Raw genomic sequence first — 20,464 nt, 5'->3', positions numbered from 1 at the left:
TTCATTATTTCTTGTGAACATTTGATATTTTAAGTTAGACGCCAATCCGAAGATTGACGCTGCACTTACATCAAATGCCCACACTTATCGACTGTTAATTGTTAAAGAACGGTATTCGGTGCTGCTTTCGCGCCATCGACAAAGCGTTGTGTTTGTCAGCTGCGAAGAAGGAAGAGTATGAAGCTTTTTCAGCATTTCGTCAACCTTCTTTTTTACCCGCCTCACTCAGCATTTGCATGCATCGTTCAGCGAGGGGGCGAATTATAGCCCTGCCCCGCACGCCCTGCAAGGGCTATTTTTGCACCCCGTGAAACAACCCTGGCACCGCACTTGCTTATACATGCCTATGCACTGTCCACTGATGAGAGCGACTCTGGGCCTGGCAGCAACACTGGGGACAGCCCGGTTCGCTTTGCTTTGCTCCCATCTGTGACAGGTGCTACATTATGGAACACTCTCGATATTCAAAAGAGCGCCGCATTACAGGGCCCAACGGAGGCAACGAGATCATGTATCAAACGTCAGCTACTTACCGTAGCACACCGTTCTCGTCTATTGCAGACGCGAACACCTCGCCGGCAGGACAGGACAACGTCCCCGTCATCATTGAAACTTCCCATCAGCGCTCGGTCGCCTTTGGCCTGTCGCCCACAGCCACGCCCGACTTTACGCCGGCCGGCAAATCCGACCTGTCACTGCTGATCGAGCAAAACCGCATGCTGCACACGCACGCACTGCCCGCCATGGAAACGCTGTACCAGCAAATCGTCAACACGCACAATATGGTGATCTTGACGGATGCCAATGGCGTCATCGTGCATTCGCTGGGCGACGATGATTTCCTGGAGAAAGCCAACCGCGTGGCCCTGCAGCCGGGCGTGGCATGGTCGGAACAAAGCCGCGGCACGAATGCCATCGGCACGGCCATCACGGAGAAAGTACCGACGTTGGTCCATGCGGACCAGCATTACCTGGCCGCCAATCATTTTCTGACGTGCTCCGCGGCACCGATCACCGACCACCGGGGCAATGTCATCGGCGTGCTGGACGTGTCCAGCGATCAGCGCAGCTTTCACAAGCATACGATGGCCCTGGTGCGCATGTCGGCGCTGATGATCGAAAATCAGCTGTTTTCCGCCACCTTCGAGGACGCCATCACCGTGCACTTCCACGCGCGTCCCGAATTCATCGGCACCTTGATGGAAGGCATCGCCTCATTCACGCCGGGCGGACGGTTTTTATCCGCCAATAAAAACGGTTTGTTCCAACTGGGCCTGTCATTCGCCGCGCTGCAATCCCATACTTTCAGTTCACTGTTCGGCTTGCCCGTGTCTGCCCTGTACGAGCATTACCGAACGGCTTCACCCGGCTTGCTGAACCTGTGCATGCACAGCGGCGTGCGCGTGTATGGGCGCGCGCAGTTGCGCTTGTCCAATAGCGTTTTCCAGCACGGCTTTACTGCCAGCACCGACCATAGCGATATCAACGCCGTGCCGGCCCAGGTTCCCGCGCCGGCCAGCCACGCGGCCAACGCGGCGCGCCGCCTGTCCGGCCTGCGCTACTTGCGCACGGGCGATCCGCAACTGGAACTGGTGATCGAAAAGGTCAACAAGGTATTGGGACGCGATATTCCCATCCTCGTCATGGGCGAGACAGGCACCGGCAAGGAATTGCTGGCGCAAGCCATCCATAACGACTCGCCGCGGGCCATGGGACCGTTTATCGCCGTCAATTGCGCGTCGATCCCGGAAACCCTGATCGAGTCTGAACTGTTCGGCTATGAAGACGGGGCATTTACGGGCGCGCGCAAGAAAGGGGCGATAGGCAAGATCCTGCAAGCCAATGGCGGCACCCTGTTCCTTGATGAAATCGGTGACATGCCCTTTGGCTTGCAGGCGCGGCTGTTGCGCGTGCTGCAGGAACGCATGGTCACGCCGTTGGGCAGCAGCAAATCAATCACCGTCAATGTGGAACTTATTTGCGCCACGAATCACAACTTGCGCGAACGCATGGCCAAGGGACTGTTCCGCGAAGACTTGTATTACCGCCTGAATGGCCTGGTGGTCAAACTGCCGCCGCTGCGTGAACGCACCGACCTGGACACGGTCGTCAAGAAAATCCTCGCGACGGAAGCGCCCGATACGCGCTACACGGTGGCGCCGGACATCCTGCGCATGTTCCACCAGCATAAATGGCCGGGCAATTTCCGCCAGTTGACGAACCTGTTGCGCACGGCCATCGTCATGGCAGGCGACGAGCATGAGATCTGTTTGCGCCACATGCCTGATGATTTCCTCGACGATATTGAGATGACGCAAGCCCATGCCGCCAGCGCCAGCACGGACCGCATGATCGCCGCCGGCGCCAACCTGGAAGAAATGGAACAAAGCGCGATCCTCAAGTCGCTCGACGCCCACGGCGGCAACGTCTCGGCCACGGCGCGGGCCCTGGGCGTGTCGCGCAACACGATCTATCGCAAGGTACCGCATTTGAAATGACCTAGAGTAGACGTGCAAAGCCGGGCGACATCTTGCGCTGGCCCGACTTGTCGATGGTCATCAGGTCAACGCCCTGCATGTGCGCGGCCATCGCATGCGCACGCGCGGCCCCCGTCACCATGAAGGTCGTCGACAAGCCATCGGCCAGCAAGCCCGTGGGGGCCAGCACGGTCACGCTGGCCAGTTCGCGCGGCGAATCGCCCTTCGAAGGGTCGAAGATGTGGTGATGCACGAAGTCGGGCGTAAACGTGCATTCGTAATCGCCTGACGTGGCCACGCTGCGCCCCTCCACTTTCAAGGTGGCCGCCAGGATTTCCCCGTCGCGCGGGTCCTGGATGCCCAAGGTCCACGGACGGCGCAGGGAGCGCTGTCCGCGCGCAACGAACTCACCCGTGTCGAGCAGCGCGTGCCGTATGCCGCGCGCCTGCACGGCCGCCAGCGCCATGTCCGCCGCGTAGCCTTGCGCCAGGCCATTCAAGGTCAGTGCCATGCCGGGCTGAAGAAAACGCACTTCGCGGCTATCCCACGCCAGTTGCCGCCAGCTTACGCGCGCCTGCGTCGCGCGACGCAATGTGTCCGTCGGCAAGCTTGCCTGCTCTGCCGCCGCGCGAAACAGCTGCCACAAGGGTTGCACGGTAATATCAAACGCCCCATCGCTCCATCGTGACAAGGCTTGCGCCTGCGACAGCACGGCCAGCAGATGCGCGTCCGGCCGAGCCAGGCGCCCATCACGGTTCAGCTGGAAGACTTGGCTGGCCGGGCTGTAAATGCTCATCAGCCGGTCGATATTCCTGGCCGCATGCAAGGCGTCTTCAATCGCCAGTTCGGCCTGGTGCTGATCGTGGTGCAACACGGTGACGGTGATCGTCGTGCCAAACGCCAACGCGGCGCCTTGATAAGGCCGCACGCCGGACGCCGTGGCCGTGCCGCGCGCCATGCTGCCAGGCAAAGACAAGCCCGCCATGCCGGCCACGCTGCCAATCGCTGCGGAAATAAAGGTTCTACGCTGCATTGCTGCTCTCCTCTGCCGTGGCCCGGACGATGGGAATGGTGCGGGCACGCTTGATTTCCAGCATCAAGGGTGCGCATTTTTCATCGCTGGCATGAATCACCACGCAATCCATGCACTGGAAACACTCACCGTAATCGACTTTCCCGCTGGGCGCGATGGCGTGATACTCGCAACGGTGGCGGCAAGTCTGGCAAGGCGTGCCGCATTCCTTGCGGCGGGGAATCCAGTTGAACAGGCGAAAGCGCCCCAGCAGCGCCAGCGCCGCGCCAAACGGACACAGGTAGCGGCAAAAGAATTTGTAGGAAACACTGCTGAGCAGCAGCAAACCCACGGCATACGCAACGAAGGGCCAGGCGCGCACGAAATTCAAAGTGATCGCCGTCTTGAACGGCTCCAGCTCCACCAGCTTGTCCGTGATCTGGCTGGAAAACATGCTGCTGCCAAGAATGGCCGCCAGCAAGCCATACTTGATCCATTTCAAGCGCCCGTCCAGGCGCGGCTTGATCTTCCACTGCGGCAAGCGCAACCACTGGCCCAGCTTGCCCGTGAATTCCTGCAGCGCGCCAAACGGACACAGCCAGCCGCAAAACGTGCCGCGCCCCCAGATAAACAGACTTAGCAGCACGAAGGCCCACAGGATCACCGTCATCGGATCGAACAGGAAGAAGCCCAGACTGCGCCCCGCCAGCAGCGCCTGGATGACACCCGTGATATTGACAATCGATAACTGCCCCTGCGCGTAGTAGCCGATGAAAGCGAAGGTAAACACCAGGAACAGGCGGCGGAACCAGGTAAATTGCCGCCCCTCGCGCACCAGGCGTTTCTGCCAGGCCAATGCGCCGGCCAGCAGCGCCAGCCCGGCGACCAATAGCAGCAACTCAGCCTTGCGGTTCTTCCAGGTGCCACGCCATGTGGCATCGTCGCCTTGCGGCGCGACATAAAAATCGGCGGGCAGGCGGTAGCTGAAATCCACGTCGCGGGCGATGCGTTCCGGATACACGATGCCCTTGTTGCGCGTGATGGGGAGAGAAAACGCCAGCGGGCTGGCCGCATCGAGTCCCGCCTGGCTGATGATGCGAAACACGGCGACATTTTCCGTCGGCAACGCAGTCCCTTCCGACAAGCGCAATTCCAGGTCCAGGTCGCGCATGTCGATGGGCAAGCCATCCTGCTTCAGCAACAGCCGATCCGGCACGGTGCCGCGCACGAAATCGTCGCCCAGCACGCTATAACGCCCGCGCGACATGACGAGGATGGCATGGTCGCCCTCGTCGAGCCGGTTGCGCAGCTTGTTCCAGCTGCGCTCCGTCAACAGATTGCGTCCCACCGTGGGCACGGAGACATACGCCAGGTACAGGTCGATGAACACGCCGTCCGGCTCGCGCTGGGCCTGCGCATCGAGTCCGGCGCCATTACTGCCCGCAAACAGGGTTTCCACCTCCTTGTTACTCAGACGTACATGCTGGATCAAGCCTTGTTTGAGCATCTGCGCCGCGCTGAGTTTCTCGAACACGTCCATGCGGATGCGAGCGATCTGGTCGGGGTCGCGGCCTTGCGCAAAACCCAGTTTTTTGCGCGACACTTTCAAGGCCGAGGCCAGCACGCTCTGGTTGATGATGCGCACGGAGGCCGTGGCCTTCGACACGCCATCGATATCGGCGTGCGTCGCATCTGGCGCGCGTTTCTTCTTGGCATCGATAGCGATATTCTGTTTCAGCGACAGACCCTGATACTGTTTAACGAATTGAAACAGGGGCGCTTCACCCAAGCCGTCGAGAAAGACGGGTTCGTGTTGCGACAGCACGGATACGTCGAGAAAACTGCCTTTCGGATCGATGGCGATCAGCAGATTGACGGGCACGCCGGAAAAGCCGGGAATCGGCGCCAGGTCCACCGATTCAAACACGTAGCCGACCAGTTCGGTGGCCGTGGCGTTTTGCCGGAACAAGGGCCAGACGGGCAAGTCGGCCTCCTTGTCGCCGACGACGATGGGAGCAGGAAAGCGCCGGGCCAGCTCGGCCTTGGTGAGCACGCCCGCCCACGCCTGCCCCAGAATGAACAAAAATAACCAGCATCCAATGAACAACCGCATTATCCGCATGCACCGTGCTCCGTGCGGCGCCCTGTCGCAAGGCGCCGCGTTCATTAATTAGAAGAAAATGATGCCGCCCAGCGACACGCCATTCATCTTCGCTTCGCCGCCCGTAAAGCCTTTCGAGCGCGTCTGGCCCAGTTCGCCCACCAGGGTGATCGCACTGTTGAGCGAGTAATACGCACCCAGGGTCAGGTTGGCGTTCGACTTCAAGCCGCCCGTACCGGCCGTGTTGTCGTCGTTCTTGCTGATGCCGTAGGACAAGCCCAGCTTCAGCTTGTCCGTCGTTTTATACGTGCCTTGCAGCAGCCAGTTCTTCGACTTGGTATCGCCCTGGTCCGCATCGGAGAGTATCCCCAGTCCTTTGCCGCCCTGGAAGTTGACCAGCACGCCAGCCGGACCCATCTGGTACGAGCCGCCCACTTCCACGCCACGCATGGTCAGGTCATCGACACCTGGCGTTTTCGAGGTGAATTTTTGCGACTTCACGCCCAGCCAGGCTTTCAAGCCTTCCTGCGCATACGTCACTTGCGCCTGCACTTGCGGACTCGACTTCGAGGAATAGGTCGAGCCTGCCACGATGGGCGTATCGGAAACGGGGCTGACCAGCGCCACATCGACGCCAAAGCCGCCGGACTTCGGCGAGCTGTACATGATCTGGCCATAGTTGCCCAGATAGGTGTAGCCGGCGCCGATATGGCCCAGGGTCACCCGGCCCCGCTGCGTCGCTTGCACGGGTGCGCCCGAGCCCAGCAAGGTCATGTCGGACAGGATCGCATTCGCGCCGAAGATGCCGTAGTCGCGGCCCAGCTTGAAGGTGCCCATTTCCGCATTGCCGAACGTGAAGAAGGCCTGGCGCACATCGACCACGCTGTTCTGGCTGATGGCGCTGTCGGTGGCCGTCGAATTGTAGATGCCGATCAAGGCTTTCACGTCATACTCGCCCAGCCGCGAGCTTGCCGAGGTGATCAAGCCATTCGGCAGCAAGCCGTTGCCAATCGTCGTGCGGTCCTTCTCGCCACCGCAACCGAGCGCCTGGCCACCCAGCGCCAGCCCACCCACCGCATCGCCCGAACACGACACTTGCGTGTAATAGGCGTTGACGATGCCGCCCACCGACACCGTCCAGTCGCCCGCCTTGATATCGACGGCCTGTGCCTGCCCCATCGCTGCAATTGTCATGACACCCAGGCTCCCCAGCTTGATCAATGTGTTCATTGCGTCTCCTCTTTCTTCTCTGTTTTTAGTGTGCACACCAGTGATTGATGTACCTCAAGCTTTGGCAATAAGCGTGCCCAGGACGGCTCAGAGGGAGAAAGAGAAAAAGCGTCGTTAACGTGTGCAGCAGCGGATCAATTGCCCTGCACTGTGTTCATTTTTTGACCGCAAGTATGTGTAGCGGAGATACAGGTAAACAAAAAACTGACGGCCTGGGCCGTCAGAAAAAAGAAAGCGCCCGGCGGACAGGGAGACACCCATCCGAGTGGCCCGGGCGTTTCACCCCGTTACTTCGATGCCAGCTTGAAGACCCACACGGAGCCGCCCTGTTCCAGGAAGTTGACCTTCTTGGCCACTTCGCCACCCCACAGCGGCACCGCGCCACCCCAGCCGGATACGACGGCTACATATTGCGTATCGCCATCCTGCCAGGTAACGGGCGGCGCCACGACGCCGGAGCCCGTCTGGAATTTCCACAGTTCCTTGCCCGTCTTCGCGTCGACGGCTTTCAGGAAGCCTTCCGGCGTGCCGTAGAACACCAGATTGCCGGCCGTACTCATCACGCCGCCCCACAGCGGCGCATTGTTCTTGACTTCCCAGACGATCTTGCCCGTCTTCGGATCGATGGCGCGCATGGCGCCGATGTAGTCGTCAAACAAGGGCTTGATGGTAAAGCCGGCGCCGAGGAAGGCGCCGCCCTTCTTGTAGCTGATCGGCTCATTCCAGATGTCCATGCCCCATTCATTCGCTGGAACGTAGAACAGCTTGGTTTGCGGCGAGTACGCCATCGGCATCTGGTTTTTTGCACCGAGGAAAGCGGGCGCGGCAAACACGGTCGTGCCCTTCTTGCCTTCTTCTCCCTTGGTCGGGTCGCCAGGGCGGCCGGCGGCGATGTAGTTCGGCCGTCCCGTTTTCAGGTCGATGCTGCTGGCCCAAGTGATTTTCTTCACAAACGGAAAGGCGTTCTGCAGCTTGCCGTTGTTTGCATCGATGACATAGAAGAAACCGTTGCGGTCGGCCTTGCCGCCGTAGCGCTTGCCATCCATGTCGAAGGTAACGAACTCATTGGCGCCGTCGAAATCCCAGGCATCGTTGGGCGTGTTTTGATACGCCCATTTGATCTGGCCCGTTTTCACGTCCAGCGCCACGGTGGACGAGGAATACAGGTTGTCGCCGGGACGCAAATGGCTGTTCCATGGCGCCGGATTGCCGGTGCCGAAATAAGCCAGCTTGGTTTGCGGATCGTAGGTGCCGCCCATCCAGGTCGAGGCGCCGCCCGTCTTCCACAGGTCGCCCGGCCAGGTTTTGTTCACCGTGCCGGACACGCCGTTGTCGCTCGCCTTGCCATCCTTGTCGTAGCGGTGGCCCATATGGCCTTCCACGGTCGGACGGCTCCACACCAGCTCGCCCGTCATCGGGTTGCGCGCTTCGACCCGGCCCACGATGCCGAATTCGCCGCCCGATACGCCCGTCAGCAGCAAGCCTTCGGCGATCAGCGGCGCGGCCGTCATCGAGTAGCCGGCCGCATAGTCGTCCACTTTCTCTTTCCAGACGATCTTGCCCGTGTTCTGGTCCAGCGCCACCAGGTAGGCATCGAGCGTGCCGAAAATCACCAGGTTGCCATACAGGGCGGCACCGCGGTTGACCACGTCGCAACACGGCATGATGCCGTCCGGCAAGCGATGCTCATACTTCCACAGCTTGGCGCCCGTTTTCAAGTCGACGGCAAAGATGCGCGAATACGATGCCGTGACGAACATCTTGCCGTTATGAATCAGCGGCTGCGATTCCTGGCCCCGCTGTTTTTCGCCACCAAACGAGAACGACCAGGCCGGCACCAGCTTGGCCACGGTCTTATCATTGATCTGCGTCAACGGCGAATAGCGCTGCCCCTGCGTGCCCATGCCAAACGACAGGACGCTGGCCGGATTCTTCGCCGTGTTGTCGAGCATGGCATTGGTGACATTGCCCACGTCGGCCGCCTGGGCCAACGAGGCGACACTCAAACTGATGACGATCCCCATGATTTTTTTCTGCACAATCATCTCCCTCTGTTTTATTAGTATGTGTGTGTATCAAGTCTTGCGGTGCTCATGCGGCTGGGCATGCAACAGCGCGCACTCTTCATCGGTGAACAGGCGCGAGCGCGTCAGGAAGCGCTTGCCCGTGCCGTTGTCGAGTGAAAACATGCCGCCATTGCCATCGACCACATCGATAATCAACTGGGTATGCTCCCAGTACTCGAATTGCTCGAGTCCCATGTAAAACGGTGTGCCATTCAAGTTGCCAAGATAAATGTCAGTGTCGCTGACATCGAACTCGCCCAGCGCATAGCACATGGGCGCACTGCCGTCGCAGCAGCCGCCCGACTGGAAAAACATCAGCGGGCCGTGACGCTGGCGCAACTTGTCCATCATTTCCAGCGCCGCATCGGTGGCGACCACCCGGGCAATTGCTGCACTCATGGCATCCCTTTCTGCGCGCCGCCCCCGACTAAGGGTGCGGCGCGTGTTGCCGGTTTAGAAGAAGCCCAGCGCTTTCGGGCTATAGCTCACCAGCAAGTTCTTCGTTTGCTGGTAATGGTCGAGCATCATCTTGTGGTTTTCGCGGCCGATACCCGACTGCTTGTAGCCGCCGAATGCGGCGTGGGCTGGATACAGGTGGTAGCAATTGGTCCACACGCGACCCGCCTGGATGGCGCGTCCCATGCGGAAGGCGCGCGAACCGTCACGCGTCCACAAGCCGGCACCCAGGCCGTACAAGGTATCGTTGGCAATCGCCAGCGCTTCGGCCTCATCCTTGAATGTGGTCACGGACACGACGGGCCCGAAAATCTCTTCCTGGAAGATGCGCATCTTGTTGTTGCCCTTGAACACCGTCGGACGCACGTAGTAGCCGCCCTCCAGGTCGCCTGCCTGCGTATGGCGCTCGCCGCCGGCCAGCACTTCGGCACCTTCCTGGCGGCCGATGTCGAGGTAGGACAAGATTTTTTCCAGCTGCTCCTGCGACGCCTGGGCGCCGATCATGGTGGAAGAGTCGAGCGGATTGCCCTGCTTGATGGCGGCCACGCGCTTCAAGGCCCGCTCGATGAATTTCTCGTAGATCGATTCCTGGATCAGCACGCGCGATGGGCAAGTGCACACCTCACCCTGGTTCAGCGCAAACATGGTGAAGCCTTCCAGGCACTTGTCGAAATAATCATCATCGGCATCCATCACGTCTTCAAAGAAGATGTTCGGCGACTTGCCGCCCAGCTCCAGGGTGACGGGAATCAGGTTTTGCGCGGCGTAACCCATGATCAAGCGGCCCGTGCCCGTTTCACCCGTAAAGGCGATCTTGGCGATGCGCTTGCTCGACGCCAGCGGCTTGCCCGCTTCCAGGCCGAAACCGTTGATGATGTTCAACACGCCCGGTGGCAGCAAGTCGCCGATCAGTTCGATCAACACCATGATGGAGGCCGGCGTCTGTTCGGCAGGTTTGAGGACCACGCAATTGCCAGCGGCCAGGGCTGGCGCCAGTTTCCAGACGGCCATCAGAATCGGGAAATTCCACGGGATGATCTGGCCCACGACGCCCAGTGGCTCATGGTAGTGATAGGCATAGGTTTCCGCGTCGATTTGCGCGACGGAACCTTCCTGCGCGCGGATGCAGCCGGCGAAGTAACGGAAATGGTCGATGGCCAGCGGAATGTCGGCATTCATCGTTTCACGGATCGGCTTGCCGTTATCGATGGTTTCCGCCGTGGCGATCAGGCTCAGGTTCTGTTCGATGCGGTCGGCGATGCGGTTCAGGATATTGGCGCGCTCGGCAGGTGAAGTCTTGCCCCAGACATCCTTGGCGGCATGCGCGGCGTCCAGCGCCAGCTCGACGTCTTCCGCCGTGGAGCGGGCGATTTCGCAAAACGGCAAGCCCGTGATGGGCGTGATGTTAGGAAAGTATTCACCTTTTACTGGGGCAACGAATTTGCCGCCGATGTAATTGTCATAGCGTTGTTTGAAGGGATTGGCTACGCCCAGTTTGCTGATGTCTGCGAGATTCATGTCGTCCTCTATCGGGTTAATTAGAATGGAATTGCTGTAATTAAAATCAAACGTCCTGGTACAGATGGGGTGAGTACACGGAGTCTTCCGCAAATGCCGTGCCAGCTCGCCGCCGCACTACCAACTTAGCGGGTTTTACCCTTGTTACAAGGGCGTGGCGTCCATACCGGCGCTCTTTTCAGTGCACGCCCCGGGCTTGAGCGAAGGGCGTGGGTCTGTTGGCGTTTTGAACAAGCGGCGCGCCCCCTGTTCCAATCCGTGCCAGCCTGGACGCCAGCCCGCATCGCGTTCCCTGCGCCGCTGCACAATGGAACAGGTGTACCAGACTGGAACACCTGCACCTGTACCACTACCGAATCACCACGCCCCATGGCAATTCGCCCACGGCAATATCGGCCACCTTGCGCGCGCTGGCCGTATCGATGACGGAAACGCTGTTCGAGCGGCCATTGGCCACGTACAGCTTGGCACCGTCCGGTGTGATGGCCATGTTCCACGGGCGCTTGCCGACGGGAATGGTGGCCGTCACCTGCTTGCTGGTCGTATCGATCACCATCACCGTGCCGTCCGTGCCGTTCGATACATACACCTGCCTGCCGCCAGGATGGACGGCGATGCCGTTGGCATTCTTGCCCGCTGGAATGGTGGCGACGGCCTTGCGCGCAGCCATGTCGATCACATACACGGCATTGACCAGTTCGCACGCCACATAGGCACGGCCCGAGTCCGGGCTGAAACCGATGCCGCGCGGACGCAGGCCCACGGCGATGGAAGCCACCTGGCGGCGTTGCGCCACATCGATGACATCGACTTGCTCGGCCTCTTCCGCACTGACCAGCAGCCAGCGCCCATCGGGGCTGAACACGGCATGTTCCGGATTGCGTCCCTGCACCTTGATATCGGCAAGCAAAACGCCCGTCTGGCCATCGAGCAAGGTCACGCTATTGTTTTCCTCGACGGCCACGGCCACGTAACGACCGTCCTGCGTAGCGCTGACGCCCTCGGGCGACTTGCCCAGCACCACCGTGCGCACGGGCGTGCCGGTCGCGTTATCGATCAGCAGCAAGGCGCTGCTGGCCGCATCGGTGACAAACAATTGGCGTCCGGTCGGGTCGGCGGCGATGCCGCGCGGACGCTTGCCGGCGGCGATCTGGCGCACCACCTGGTCGGTCGCCGTGTCGATCACGCTCAGGGTGCCCGATTTTTCATTGGGGACATAGGCAAACGGAGCGGCCTGGATGGCGCTGCTGGCGAGCGCAGGCAGCAGCCAGCACACCTGGCGCAAGCGCGAGAAGAAGTTGGGCATAATCACCTTTTCAATGGAAAAACACAGGAAAAGCGCGCGGCATCGGCGCCTCTGACCATTGCTGCATGCAAACGCCGTGCCACGGACACGCGTATAATTTCAGCCCACCAATGGAGACATGGCAGGCATATTGCTTGATACACCTACGCAGACCTGCGCCGCTCACACGCTCAAGCAGGCTTTTATTCACATTGGAGAACCCGCATGCAGCATCGTTTCCGCTTGAACACCATTGCCAGCCTGTTTGTCGCCGGCAGCGCCACCCTCGCCCCCCACGTTTTCGCCGCCGAGGCAGCGGACCCGGCCAACGGGCAACTCATGGATACGGTGGTCGTCAGCGGCAGCCGCATCGCCCACCCCAGCCAGGAAGTGCCGGCGTCCATCGACGTGGTCGACAGCGCCCGCATTCAGGATGGCCAAATCCGCGTCAACGCTTCGGAAGCGCTGGCTGCCGTGCCGGGCCTGGTCGTGCAGAACCGTCAGAACTATGCGCAAGACTTGCAAATCTCGTCACGCGGCTTCGGCGCCCGCTCGGCCTTCGGCGTGCGCGGCGTCAAACTGATCAGCGATGGCATTCCTGCCAGCATGCCCGATGGCCAGGGCCAGGCAGCTACCTTCAACCTCGATACGGCCGAGCGCATCGAAGTGCTGCGCGGACCGTTTTCTGCCATCTATGGCAACCATTCTGGCGGCGTGATCCAGCTGTTTTCCAAGGATGGGCAAAATCCCCCGTCCGTGGAACTGAACGTGACGGGCGGCAGCTACGGCACCAGCAAGGTGGATCTGACGGCGCAGGGTCAGGCAGGCGGCATCGGCTACGTGCTCGACGGTTCGCGCTTCCGCACGGACGGCTTCCGCGATCACAGCGCCGCCACGCGCGAACAGGCGTTCGGCAAGATCACCGTCAAGCCCAATGCGGACAGCAAGCTGACCATCGTCGCCAACAGCCTGCACCAGGGCAACACGCAAGATCCGCTGGGCGTCACCTGGCCCTCGTTTGCCGCGAACCCGCGCTCGGGTGAAATCGACGCGAGCGACACGCAGAACCCAAAACGCACCCTGGCCGAACGCTACAACACGCGCAAAAGCATCGATCACCAACAGATCGGCGCCACCTATGAACAAGCCTTCGGCGACGACCGCCTGCACGTAACAGCCTATGGCGGCAACCGCGACGTGATCCAGTACCAGGCCTTCTCCAAGTTCCTGCAAAATCAAACTGTTAATGGAGTACTCAAACATTCGGGCGGCGTGGTCGATTTCCAGCGCCAGTTCTATGGCATCGACACCAACTGGCTGCACGTGAACCAGCTGGCCGGCGGCAAGCTGAGCACCACCATCGGCATCGATTACGGCCGCTCCAGCGATGACCGCACCGGCTATGAGAATTACATTGGCAATAGCTTTGGCGTGAAGGGCCAGCTGCGCCGCGACGAGCAAGATGTCGTCTCCAGCCTCGATCCGTATCTTCAGGCGGAATGGCAAAGCGGGCCGTGGCTGCTGAGCGCAGGTGTGCGCTACAGCAAGATGAAAGTGTCGGTCAACGACCACTACCTCAGCAATGGCGACGACAGCGGCAGCCTGGAATACAGCCACACGACGCCGGTGCTGGGTCTGCTGTATAAACTGACGCCCAACGTCAACGTCTACGCCAGCGCCGCGCGCGGCTTCGAAGCGCCTACCTTGAATGAACTGTTTTACTCGGGCACGGGCGGCGGCTTCAATTACCAACTGAAACCGGCCACCAGCACCAACCTGGAAGCGGGCGTCAAGGCCAGAATCAATAGCAACACGCATGTGAATGCGGCCGTGTTCCAGATCAAGACGAATGACGAACTGGTAGTCGACAAGTCCAGCGGCGGGCGCACCAGCTATCGCAATGCGGGTAAAACCTTGCGCCAGGGCATGGAAGTGTCGCTCGATTCGAACCTGCCGTATGGTTTCACGACCAAAGTGGCGCTGACCAGCCTGCACGCTGTGTACGACCAGGCCTTTGGCAATGTGCGCGAAGGCAGCCGCTTGCCGGGCATACCCAGCGCCAACCTGTTTGCGGAACTGGCCTGGAAAGACACGCTCGACCGTTTTGGCGCAGCGCTGGAAAGCGTGGCCAGCAATCAGGTGTATGCGGAGGACAGCAACATCGAAAAGCCGGCGCCCGGCTACACGGTGTTCAATGCGCGGGTCAACGCCAAGCAAAGCGTGGGCCACTGGCGCTTCAAGGAATTTGCCCGCCTGAACAATCTTTTCGACAAGACCTACGTGGGCTCCGTCATCGTCGGCGACAGCAACAAGCGCTACTATGAAGCGGCGCCAGGACGTAATTGGTTGTTAGGCGTTAGCGCGCAATACTCCTTCTAATAATAAAGCCCGCGCCTCTTCCGAAGCGCGGGCTTTAGCATTCAGCATGGCCTGCTACGGCCGCGCTTCCTTCACGCCATACTTTTCAAAGATGGCTTTCAATTCGCCGCTGGCCGCCATCTCGTTCATGGCTGCCTGCAGCAACTTGCCCACGTCGAGCTGCTGGCGGCTGACGGCCAGGCCCACGGCCCAGCCGGCACGCGGCAAGCGGGCGAACGCCACTTCGCTCAAGGGGAAAGCGGGATCGCTTTTCAGCACCGACTCGATTTCCGAACGATTCGCCAGCACGGCGTCGAGCTGGCCAGCCTGCAATTGCTGCAAGGCTTCGGCCGCCGTGTCGAAGATACGCACGTCGTCGCGGTACTTGCCATTGTCTTCGCCCAGCATCAGCATGGCGGCGATCGAGACCTTTTCCACGCCGATACGCTTGCCTGCCAGCGTAGCGACGCCATCGAATTGCGGCACGGCTTGCGCACTGCGCACCAGGCGCACGGTTTCCACGTAATACGGCGCAAAGATTTCGACCTTGTCGTTATCCGCCATCAACTTCTTGTCGACAGGCACGTGCAGCATCACGTCGGCGGGACCATAACCGAGGTAATGCCCCTTCCACACCATATTGCGCAAATCGTCGTTCAGGTTTTCACCGGCGGGAAAGGGTAGCAAGCTCAACTTTAAACCCAGTTTTTTGGCCAGCGCTTCGGCAATGTCAATATCGATGCCCGTACCCTTGTCGGAAAACGGCGCGAACTCGTTATACACCGCCACTTTCAGGCTGCCCGACTGCTGCACTTTCTGCCAGTCGGCGCGCGCTGGCGCGGCTGCGCACAGCGCCAGGCAGGCGAGCGAGAGCATCGCGCGCGCGCCCGGGAGTTGGAATGAACGCATGGGACTCCTTGGTGGTCAGTCGGCTCAGTTAGGCTCGCGGCGGGTTTCCAGATAGGTCTTGATGGCCCACATGGCTTCCTGGTTGAAAACGCCTTCGAACGGCGGCATGTACACGGCGCCATTGCGTACTTTACCGTGACGTATGCTCGCCAGGAAATAATTGTCAGTTTCCTTGTAGCAAGCCTGTTTCTTTGTCTCATTTTTGATGCCGAAGCAATCGCGGTCGAGCTGGCGCAAGTCCGGCGCGATGCCGCCCGAGATGGCTTCGATGCCGTGGCAGCGCGCGCAATTTTGGTTGTAGGCCGACGTGCCGACCGTCAAGGCCAGCTTGTTGCCCCGATACGGGTTTTGTTCGAGCCACTTGTCGCCCACCTTGGGCAAGCCCGTGGTGTCGACGCCTTGCGGCGTGACATTGCCGTGCGCATAGGCATGTGGCAAGGTCAGCAGGGAAGTGAGGGCAACGGCGCCGGCGGCTGCCACGCCGAGCAGGGTGCGAATGGAATAGGTCATGCTGGTCTCCTTGGTTTTTTTAGTGAATATCCAAGAAGAGCAAATGCCATGCCATGCGTACATGCCCCACATCCGGTCGCCCATGTATCAATTTGGAACAGCTGCAACAGGTAGTTGTGTCACCACGAGGGTCAGGCGGCGGCCACCGTGCAGATGCTGCCCCGCTCCTGCTGCTCGAAAGTGATACGCACGGGCAAAAATCGGGCAATCACTTCAGCATTCGTCAGCGCATGTTGCGAGACCTTGTTGCAACTGAAGCTACCGCCACCGGCCAGCGCCATGGGCAGCAAGAGCTGGTCGGCCAGGTGTTCGCCCACGGCCGCGTCCGTCTTGAGATAAGCGCGCACCTCGTTCAACAGGCGCTTGGCCACCGTTTCGGCCAGCAAGGATTTTTCGCCGAACGACGTAAATACTTCCGTGACGTGCTCATGTTCCAATGTCAGCAACAGGACGTTGCCCGGTCCCTGCTCCGCCGGCAAGCCGACGAGGCGCAGCTGCTTGCCGCTCCAGCCCATGCCGTCGGCGACACGCTCGAGCTCGCGTTGCGCCACGTTTACATGCACGCCCGCCACCACGCTTTCCGCATACCCGGCCTTGCGTTCGCCGCGCTGCAGCAGTGACATGGGCCGCAAGCGCTGGCACGGTTGCACGGTGGCCAGCACCTCGCCGCCGCCTGCGGGATGAAAACCATAGCGCTGTTGCGTCATCTCTACCTCGGCGCCCATCTGTTCCAGGATGCGGCCATACGCGCGCTGCAGGAAATGCACGGGCGGCGCCATGGCATTGTGAGTGCCGCCACTGATGCGCACGGTGGATGGCGCATCCGCATGCAGCAGGGCCGGCAGCAAGGTTTGCAGCACCAGGGTGCAGCTGCCGGCGCTGCCGATGGCGAAGCGGTAATCGCCGCCGCGTATGGGGCCAGGCACGAATTCCAGGCTCGATGCACGCAGCGCGACCGGCGTCGTGCGCGCCCCGCAAATGGCGACCGCCGCCTGCACGGCCAGCAGATGCTGGCGCAGCAAGCCGGGCTTGTCCCGCCCAGCGCGGATATTCGTCAGCCGGAATGGCTGCCCCGTGATCATCGACAAGCTCAGCGCCGAGCGCAAAATCTGTCCGCCGCCTTCACCTTGTGCTCCATCTATCTCTATCATCTCTGCTTTCTCTCTTAACCTTTGACGCACACGACCTGTTTCAAGATATGCACCACATCGACCAGTTCGCGCTGCGCCAGCATCACCGCGTCGATATCCTTGTAGGCCATCGGAATTTCATCGATCACATTTTCATCCTTGCGGCATTCCACGCCCTCGGTGGCGCGGATCTGGTCAGCCAGGTTGAAGCGCCGCTTCGCTTCCGTGCGGCTCATCGTGCGTCCCGCACCGTGGCTGCAGCTATGGAAACTCTCCGCATTGCCCTTGCCGCGCACGATAAAACTCTTCGCGCCCATGGAACCGGGAATGATCCCCAGCTCGCCGGCGCGGGCCGAGACGGCGCCCTTGCGCGTAATCAACACGTCCTTGCCGAAGTGGTGTTCCTTCTGCACATAGTTATGGTGGCAGTTGACGGCTTCCACATGCGTCTGGAACGGCTTATGGATGACCGTGCGCACGGCCGCGATCAGATTCTGCATCATCACTTCGCGGTTGTTGCGCGCAAACCGCTGGGCCCAGCCGACCGCCTCCACATAATCGTCGTAATGCTGTGTACCTTCGGCCAGGTAAGCCAGGTCCTGGTCGGGCAGGTTGATGAAGTGCGTGCGCATATCCTGCTTGGCCAGTTCGATGAAATGGGTGCCGATGGCATTGCCCACCCCGCGCGAGCCGGAATGCAGCATGAACCACACAGAGCCCTGCTCGTCGAGGCACACTTCGATGAAGTGGTTACCGCTGCCCAAAGTTCCCAGGTGGCGGTAGTTATTCGTATTTTTCAACTTCGGCGTTTTCAGGCAGATGGCATCGAATTCGTCCTTCAGTTGCAGCCAGGCCGCATCAACTACCGATGGCGGCGTCTGCCAGGAACCTTCGTCGCGGCCACGGTGGCCGCGCGTCTTCGGCGACATCCCGTGCGGAATGGCGCGTTCGATGGCGCTACGCAGTGGTCCCAGGTTATCGGGCAAGTCGCTGGCCGTCAGCGTGGTTTTCGCCGCCATCATGCCGCAACCGATATCCACGCCGACGGCCGCCGGAATCACCGCACCCAGGGTGGGAATCACGCTGCCGATGGTCGACCCTTTACCCAGGTGGACGTCGGGCATGACGGCGATATGCTTGTAAATGAACGGCAGGGTCGCCGTGTTGCGCAATTGTTTTTTAGCCGCTTCTTCGACGGGCACGCCACGGGTCCACATTTTGACGGGACGGCTGCCTTCGGTATGCAGGACTTCGTATTCTTCGTTTTTCATCTGCTTCTTTTCTTCTATTGTATAAAGGGTGATGACAAGGCTTGGTAAAACGTCTGCCGACGTATCGGCTCTGGAGGTAGGTATGGCCATTTTCGTTCCTCCCTGCTCTCTACTTTCATCTCGTTGCTACACTCTCTATTGCAAGCGCTGTGCCAGCTTTCAATATTTCACGCAAGATACCAATAAACCATTGATTTAATTAAACAATATTTAAATGCATGTTCTGCGGAGCAAGTTCCCACGCATAACAATCTGAACTATAATTATCTTTTTAGATAAATATTTATCCAATTTATGCAAGCAAAACGCACGGTCGTCATCGGCTTTCTCGGCACGCAGCTCGACAATGGCAGGGGTGCGGCGCGCTGGGAAAAATGGCGCCCCAGCATCGCCCTGACTCAGCACGAGGACAAGATCATCGACCGCTTCGAACTGCTGTACGCGGGCAGCCAGTTCGACAACCTGGTGCGCCAGGTATCACAGGATATCGCCAGCGTCTCGCCTGAAACCAGGCTGATCGCCCACGAACTACCCATCAGCGATGCCTGGGATTTCGAGAACGTGTACGGCGCCCTCTACGATTTTGCCAACAACTATCCGTTCGATCCGGACAAGGAAGACTATTGGATCCACATCAGCACCGGCAGCCACGTGGTGCAGATCTGCATGTTCCTGATGACGGAAGCGCGCTATTTTCCAGGCCGCCTTGTGCAAACGTCGCCGCCCAGGCGCCAGGCCATTGGCAATCCCGGCAGTTACGCACTGATCGACCTCGATCTGTCGCGCTATGATCAGATCGCCCAGCGTTTTACGCGCGAACAGGCCGAAGGCGTGGCCTTCCTGAAGTCCGGCATCGCCACGCGCAATGTGAAGTTCAACGGCATGATCGAGGAAATCGAACGCGTCGCCATCAAATCGAAAGCCCCCATGCTGCTGATGGGCCCGACCGGTGCCGGCAAATCCTTTCTCGCGCGCCGCGTGTATGAACTGAAAAAATCGCGCCACCAGATCGACGGCAAATTCATCGACCTCAATTGCGCCACCCTGCATGGCGACGGCGCCGCGTCCACCCTGTTCGGCCATATCAAGGGCGCCTTCACGGGCGCGGGCTCGGATCGGCCCGGCTTGCTGCGCAGTGCACACAAGGGTTTGCTGTTTCTCGATGAAATCGGTGAACTGGGGCTCGACGAGCAGGCGATGCTGCTGAAAGCCATCGAGGAAAAGCGCTTTTTCCCCGTCGGTGCCGATACGGAAGTGCAGAGCGACTTCCAGCTAATCGCCGGCACCAACCGCGACCTGGGAAAAGAAGTGGCGGCCGGCCGCTTCCGCGAAGACCTGTATGCGCGCATCAACCTGTGGACGTACGAATTGCCGGGCCTGGCACAGCGGCCGGAAGACATCGAACCGAACCTGGAATACTTGCTGGCACAATACAGCGCCGAGACAGGCGAAAGAGTGCGCTTCAACAAGGAGGCGCGCGAACGCTTCATGCGCTTTGCCACCTTGCCCACCTCCATCTGGAATGGCAATTTCCGCGACCTGTCGGCCGCTGTCACGCGTCTGGCTACCTTGTCGGAGGCAGGGCGCATCACGGATAGTGTCGTCGACGAAGAAATCAAGCGCCTGCAGCGGATGTGGCAGCATCATGGTGGGCGCAGCGATAGTGCGGAAGTGGACCTGACAGCGATCATGGGAGAGCAAGCGGCTTCACAACTCGACCTGTTCGATGCGCTGCAACTGCAAGCAGTGATCAAGGTGTGCCAGCAATCGAACAGCATGTCCGATGCTGGCCGCACACTGTATGCCGTATCGCGCGCGGCGAAAGCCAAGCCGAATGACGCCGACAGGTTGAAAAAATACCTGACGAAGTTTGGCGTGAGCTGGGAAGACGTGAGTCGATAAAATCCAGCAACAGCCGGGGTGAGCTCCCCCCCGGTCGTTTAACCCAACGGCAAAATACCGGGGTCAGACCCTCAGGGTCTGACCCCAGCCTTCGCTTGGGGTTAACACTCAAACTACCAGACGAAAAAAAACCCGACCATTGCTGATCGGGTTTTTCTCTTACTGCGAATAACAAGCCTGACGATAACCTACTTTCACACTGGTTGCAGCACTATCATCGGCGCAAAGTTGTTTCACGG

14 protein-coding genes are annotated in these 20,464 nt (G+C 60.0%); 3 read left to right on the top strand and 11 right to left on the bottom strand.

The features are described 5' to 3' along the window. Positions 1 to 509 precede the first annotated feature (509 nt). Complete coding sequence (locus tag O0882_RS28875; RefSeq protein WP_289953431.1) at positions 510 to 2,498, top strand: sigma-54-dependent Fis family transcriptional regulator; 1,989 nt, start codon at positions 510 to 512, stop codon at positions 2,496 to 2,498. A gap of 1 nt (position 2,499) precedes the next feature. Here O0882_RS28875 and O0882_RS28870 read toward each other — a convergent pair whose 3' ends face one another. The 7 genes from O0882_RS28870 to O0882_RS28840 form a co-directional block, all read right to left on the bottom strand. Continuing rightward, positions 2,500 to 3,510 (bottom strand): FAD:protein FMN transferase, encoded by a 1,011-nt coding sequence (locus O0882_RS28870; protein ID WP_289953430.1) that lies wholly within the window; start codon positions 3,508 to 3,510, stop codon positions 2,500 to 2,502. Then, positions 3,500 to 5,572: a 4Fe-4S binding protein gene (locus O0882_RS28865; RefSeq protein ID WP_289953429.1), complete on the bottom strand. Its 2,073-nt coding sequence runs from the start codon at positions 5,570 to 5,572 to the stop codon at positions 3,500 to 3,502. The genes O0882_RS28870 and O0882_RS28865 overlap by 11 nt, the downstream gene beginning before the upstream one ends. Before the next feature lie 87 nt (positions 5,573 to 5,659). Then, positions 5,660 to 6,820, bottom strand: a complete 1,161-nt coding sequence (locus tag O0882_RS28860) for a hypothetical protein (protein ID WP_071075149.1) — start codon at positions 6,818 to 6,820, stop codon at positions 5,660 to 5,662. A gap of 287 nt (positions 6,821 to 7,107) precedes the next feature. Then, entirely contained in the window at positions 7,108 to 8,844 is a 1,737-nt protein-coding gene (locus O0882_RS28855; RefSeq protein WP_289953428.1) for a methanol/ethanol family PQQ-dependent dehydrogenase, read from the bottom strand. A gap of 51 nt (positions 8,845 to 8,895) precedes the next feature. Then, positions 8,896 to 9,285: a DUF779 domain-containing protein gene (locus tag O0882_RS28850; RefSeq protein ID WP_034756816.1), complete on the bottom strand. Its 390-nt coding sequence runs from the start codon at positions 9,283 to 9,285 to the stop codon at positions 8,896 to 8,898. 54 nt (positions 9,286 to 9,339) lie between these two features. Beyond that, complete coding sequence (adh, locus tag O0882_RS28845) at positions 9,340 to 10,860, bottom strand: aldehyde dehydrogenase (RefSeq protein WP_289953427.1); 1,521 nt, start codon at positions 10,858 to 10,860, stop codon at positions 9,340 to 9,342. Between the two features lie 349 nt (positions 10,861 to 11,209). Continuing rightward, on the bottom strand, positions 11,210 to 12,166 hold the full coding sequence (locus tag O0882_RS28840) for a beta-propeller fold lactonase family protein (RefSeq protein ID WP_289953426.1): 957 nt from the start codon (positions 12,164 to 12,166) through the stop codon (positions 11,210 to 11,212). 204 nt (positions 12,167 to 12,370) lie between these two features. Between O0882_RS28840 and O0882_RS28835 the strand changes: the two genes are divergently transcribed. Beyond that, on the top strand, positions 12,371 to 14,524 hold the full coding sequence (locus O0882_RS28835) for a TonB-dependent receptor (protein WP_289953425.1): 2,154 nt from the start codon (positions 12,371 to 12,373) through the stop codon (positions 14,522 to 14,524). Between the two features lie 54 nt (positions 14,525 to 14,578). Here O0882_RS28835 and O0882_RS28830 read toward each other — a convergent pair whose 3' ends face one another. The 4 genes from O0882_RS28830 to O0882_RS28815 all read right to left on the bottom strand — a co-directional run bounded on the left by O0882_RS28830 (position 14,579) and on the right by O0882_RS28815 (position 18,323). Then, positions 14,579 to 15,412, bottom strand: coding sequence for a transporter substrate-binding domain-containing protein (locus O0882_RS28830; protein ID WP_289953424.1), 834 nt, complete (start codon positions 15,410 to 15,412; stop codon positions 14,579 to 14,581). A gap of 24 nt (positions 15,413 to 15,436) precedes the next feature. Next, entirely contained in the window at positions 15,437 to 15,922 is a 486-nt protein-coding gene (gene pedF, locus O0882_RS28825; protein WP_071075142.1) for a cytochrome c-550 PedF, read from the bottom strand. Positions 15,923 to 16,053: 131 nt separating this feature from the next. Next, complete coding sequence (rtcA, locus tag O0882_RS28820; protein WP_289953423.1) at positions 16,054 to 17,073, bottom strand: RNA 3'-terminal phosphate cyclase; 1,020 nt, start codon at positions 17,071 to 17,073, stop codon at positions 16,054 to 16,056. Positions 17,074 to 17,087: 14 nt separating this feature from the next. Further along, entirely contained in the window at positions 17,088 to 18,323 is a 1,236-nt protein-coding gene (locus O0882_RS28815) for an RtcB family protein (RefSeq protein WP_289953422.1), read from the bottom strand. Between the two features lie 294 nt (positions 18,324 to 18,617). On the opposite strand from O0882_RS28815, the gene rtcR reads away from it, so the two are divergent. Continuing rightward, positions 18,618 to 20,225 carry an RNA repair transcriptional activator RtcR gene (rtcR, locus tag O0882_RS28810; protein WP_289953421.1) on the top strand — a complete coding sequence of 536 codons (1,608 nt, stop codon included), beginning with the start codon at positions 18,618 to 18,620 and terminating at the stop codon, positions 20,223 to 20,225. The last annotated feature ends 239 nt before the right edge of the window (positions 20,226 to 20,464 follow it).

Source organism: Janthinobacterium sp. SUN073, from assembly GCF_030397665.1.
Taxonomy (GTDB): Bacteria; Pseudomonadota; Gammaproteobacteria; order Burkholderiales; family Burkholderiaceae_D; genus Janthinobacterium.
This window is presented reverse-complemented; position numbering and strand designations above follow the sequence as displayed.

Excerpts from the sequence above, each read along its gene's own strand:
- O0882_RS28875 (WP_289953431.1), top strand. The coding sequence starts at position 510 with ATGTATCAAACGTCAGCTACTTACCGTAGCACACCGTTCTCGTCTATT.
- O0882_RS28870 (WP_289953430.1), bottom strand. The coding sequence starts at position 3,510 with ATGCAGCGTAGAACCTTTATTTCCGCAGCGATTGGCAGCGTGGCCGGC.
- O0882_RS28860 (WP_071075149.1), bottom strand. The coding sequence starts at position 6,820 with ATGAACACATTGATCAAGCTGGGGAGCCTGGGTGTCATGACAATTGCA.
- O0882_RS28855 (WP_289953428.1), bottom strand. The coding sequence starts at position 8,844 with ATGGGGATCGTCATCAGTTTGAGTGTCGCCTCGTTGGCCCAGGCGGCC.
- O0882_RS28850 (WP_034756816.1), bottom strand. The coding sequence starts at position 9,285 with ATGAGTGCAGCAATTGCCCGGGTGGTCGCCACCGATGCGGCGCTGGAA.
- adh (WP_289953427.1), bottom strand. The coding sequence starts at position 10,860 with ATGAATCTCGCAGACATCAGCAAACTGGGCGTAGCCAATCCCTTCAAA.
- O0882_RS28840 (WP_289953426.1), bottom strand. The coding sequence starts at position 12,166 with ATGCCCAACTTCTTCTCGCGCTTGCGCCAGGTGTGCTGGCTGCTGCCT.
- O0882_RS28835 (WP_289953425.1), top strand. The coding sequence starts at position 12,371 with ATGCAGCATCGTTTCCGCTTGAACACCATTGCCAGCCTGTTTGTCGCC.
- O0882_RS28830 (WP_289953424.1), bottom strand. The coding sequence starts at position 15,412 with ATGCGTTCATTCCAACTCCCGGGCGCGCGCGCGATGCTCTCGCTCGCC.
- pedF (WP_071075142.1), bottom strand. The coding sequence starts at position 15,922 with ATGACCTATTCCATTCGCACCCTGCTCGGCGTGGCAGCCGCCGGCGCC.
- rtcA (WP_289953423.1), bottom strand. The coding sequence starts at position 17,073 with ATGATAGAGATAGATGGAGCACAAGGTGAAGGCGGCGGACAGATTTTG.
- O0882_RS28815 (WP_289953422.1), bottom strand. The coding sequence starts at position 18,323 with ATGAAAAACGAAGAATACGAAGTCCTGCATACCGAAGGCAGCCGTCCC.
- rtcR (WP_289953421.1), top strand. The coding sequence starts at position 18,618 with ATGCAAGCAAAACGCACGGTCGTCATCGGCTTTCTCGGCACGCAGCTC.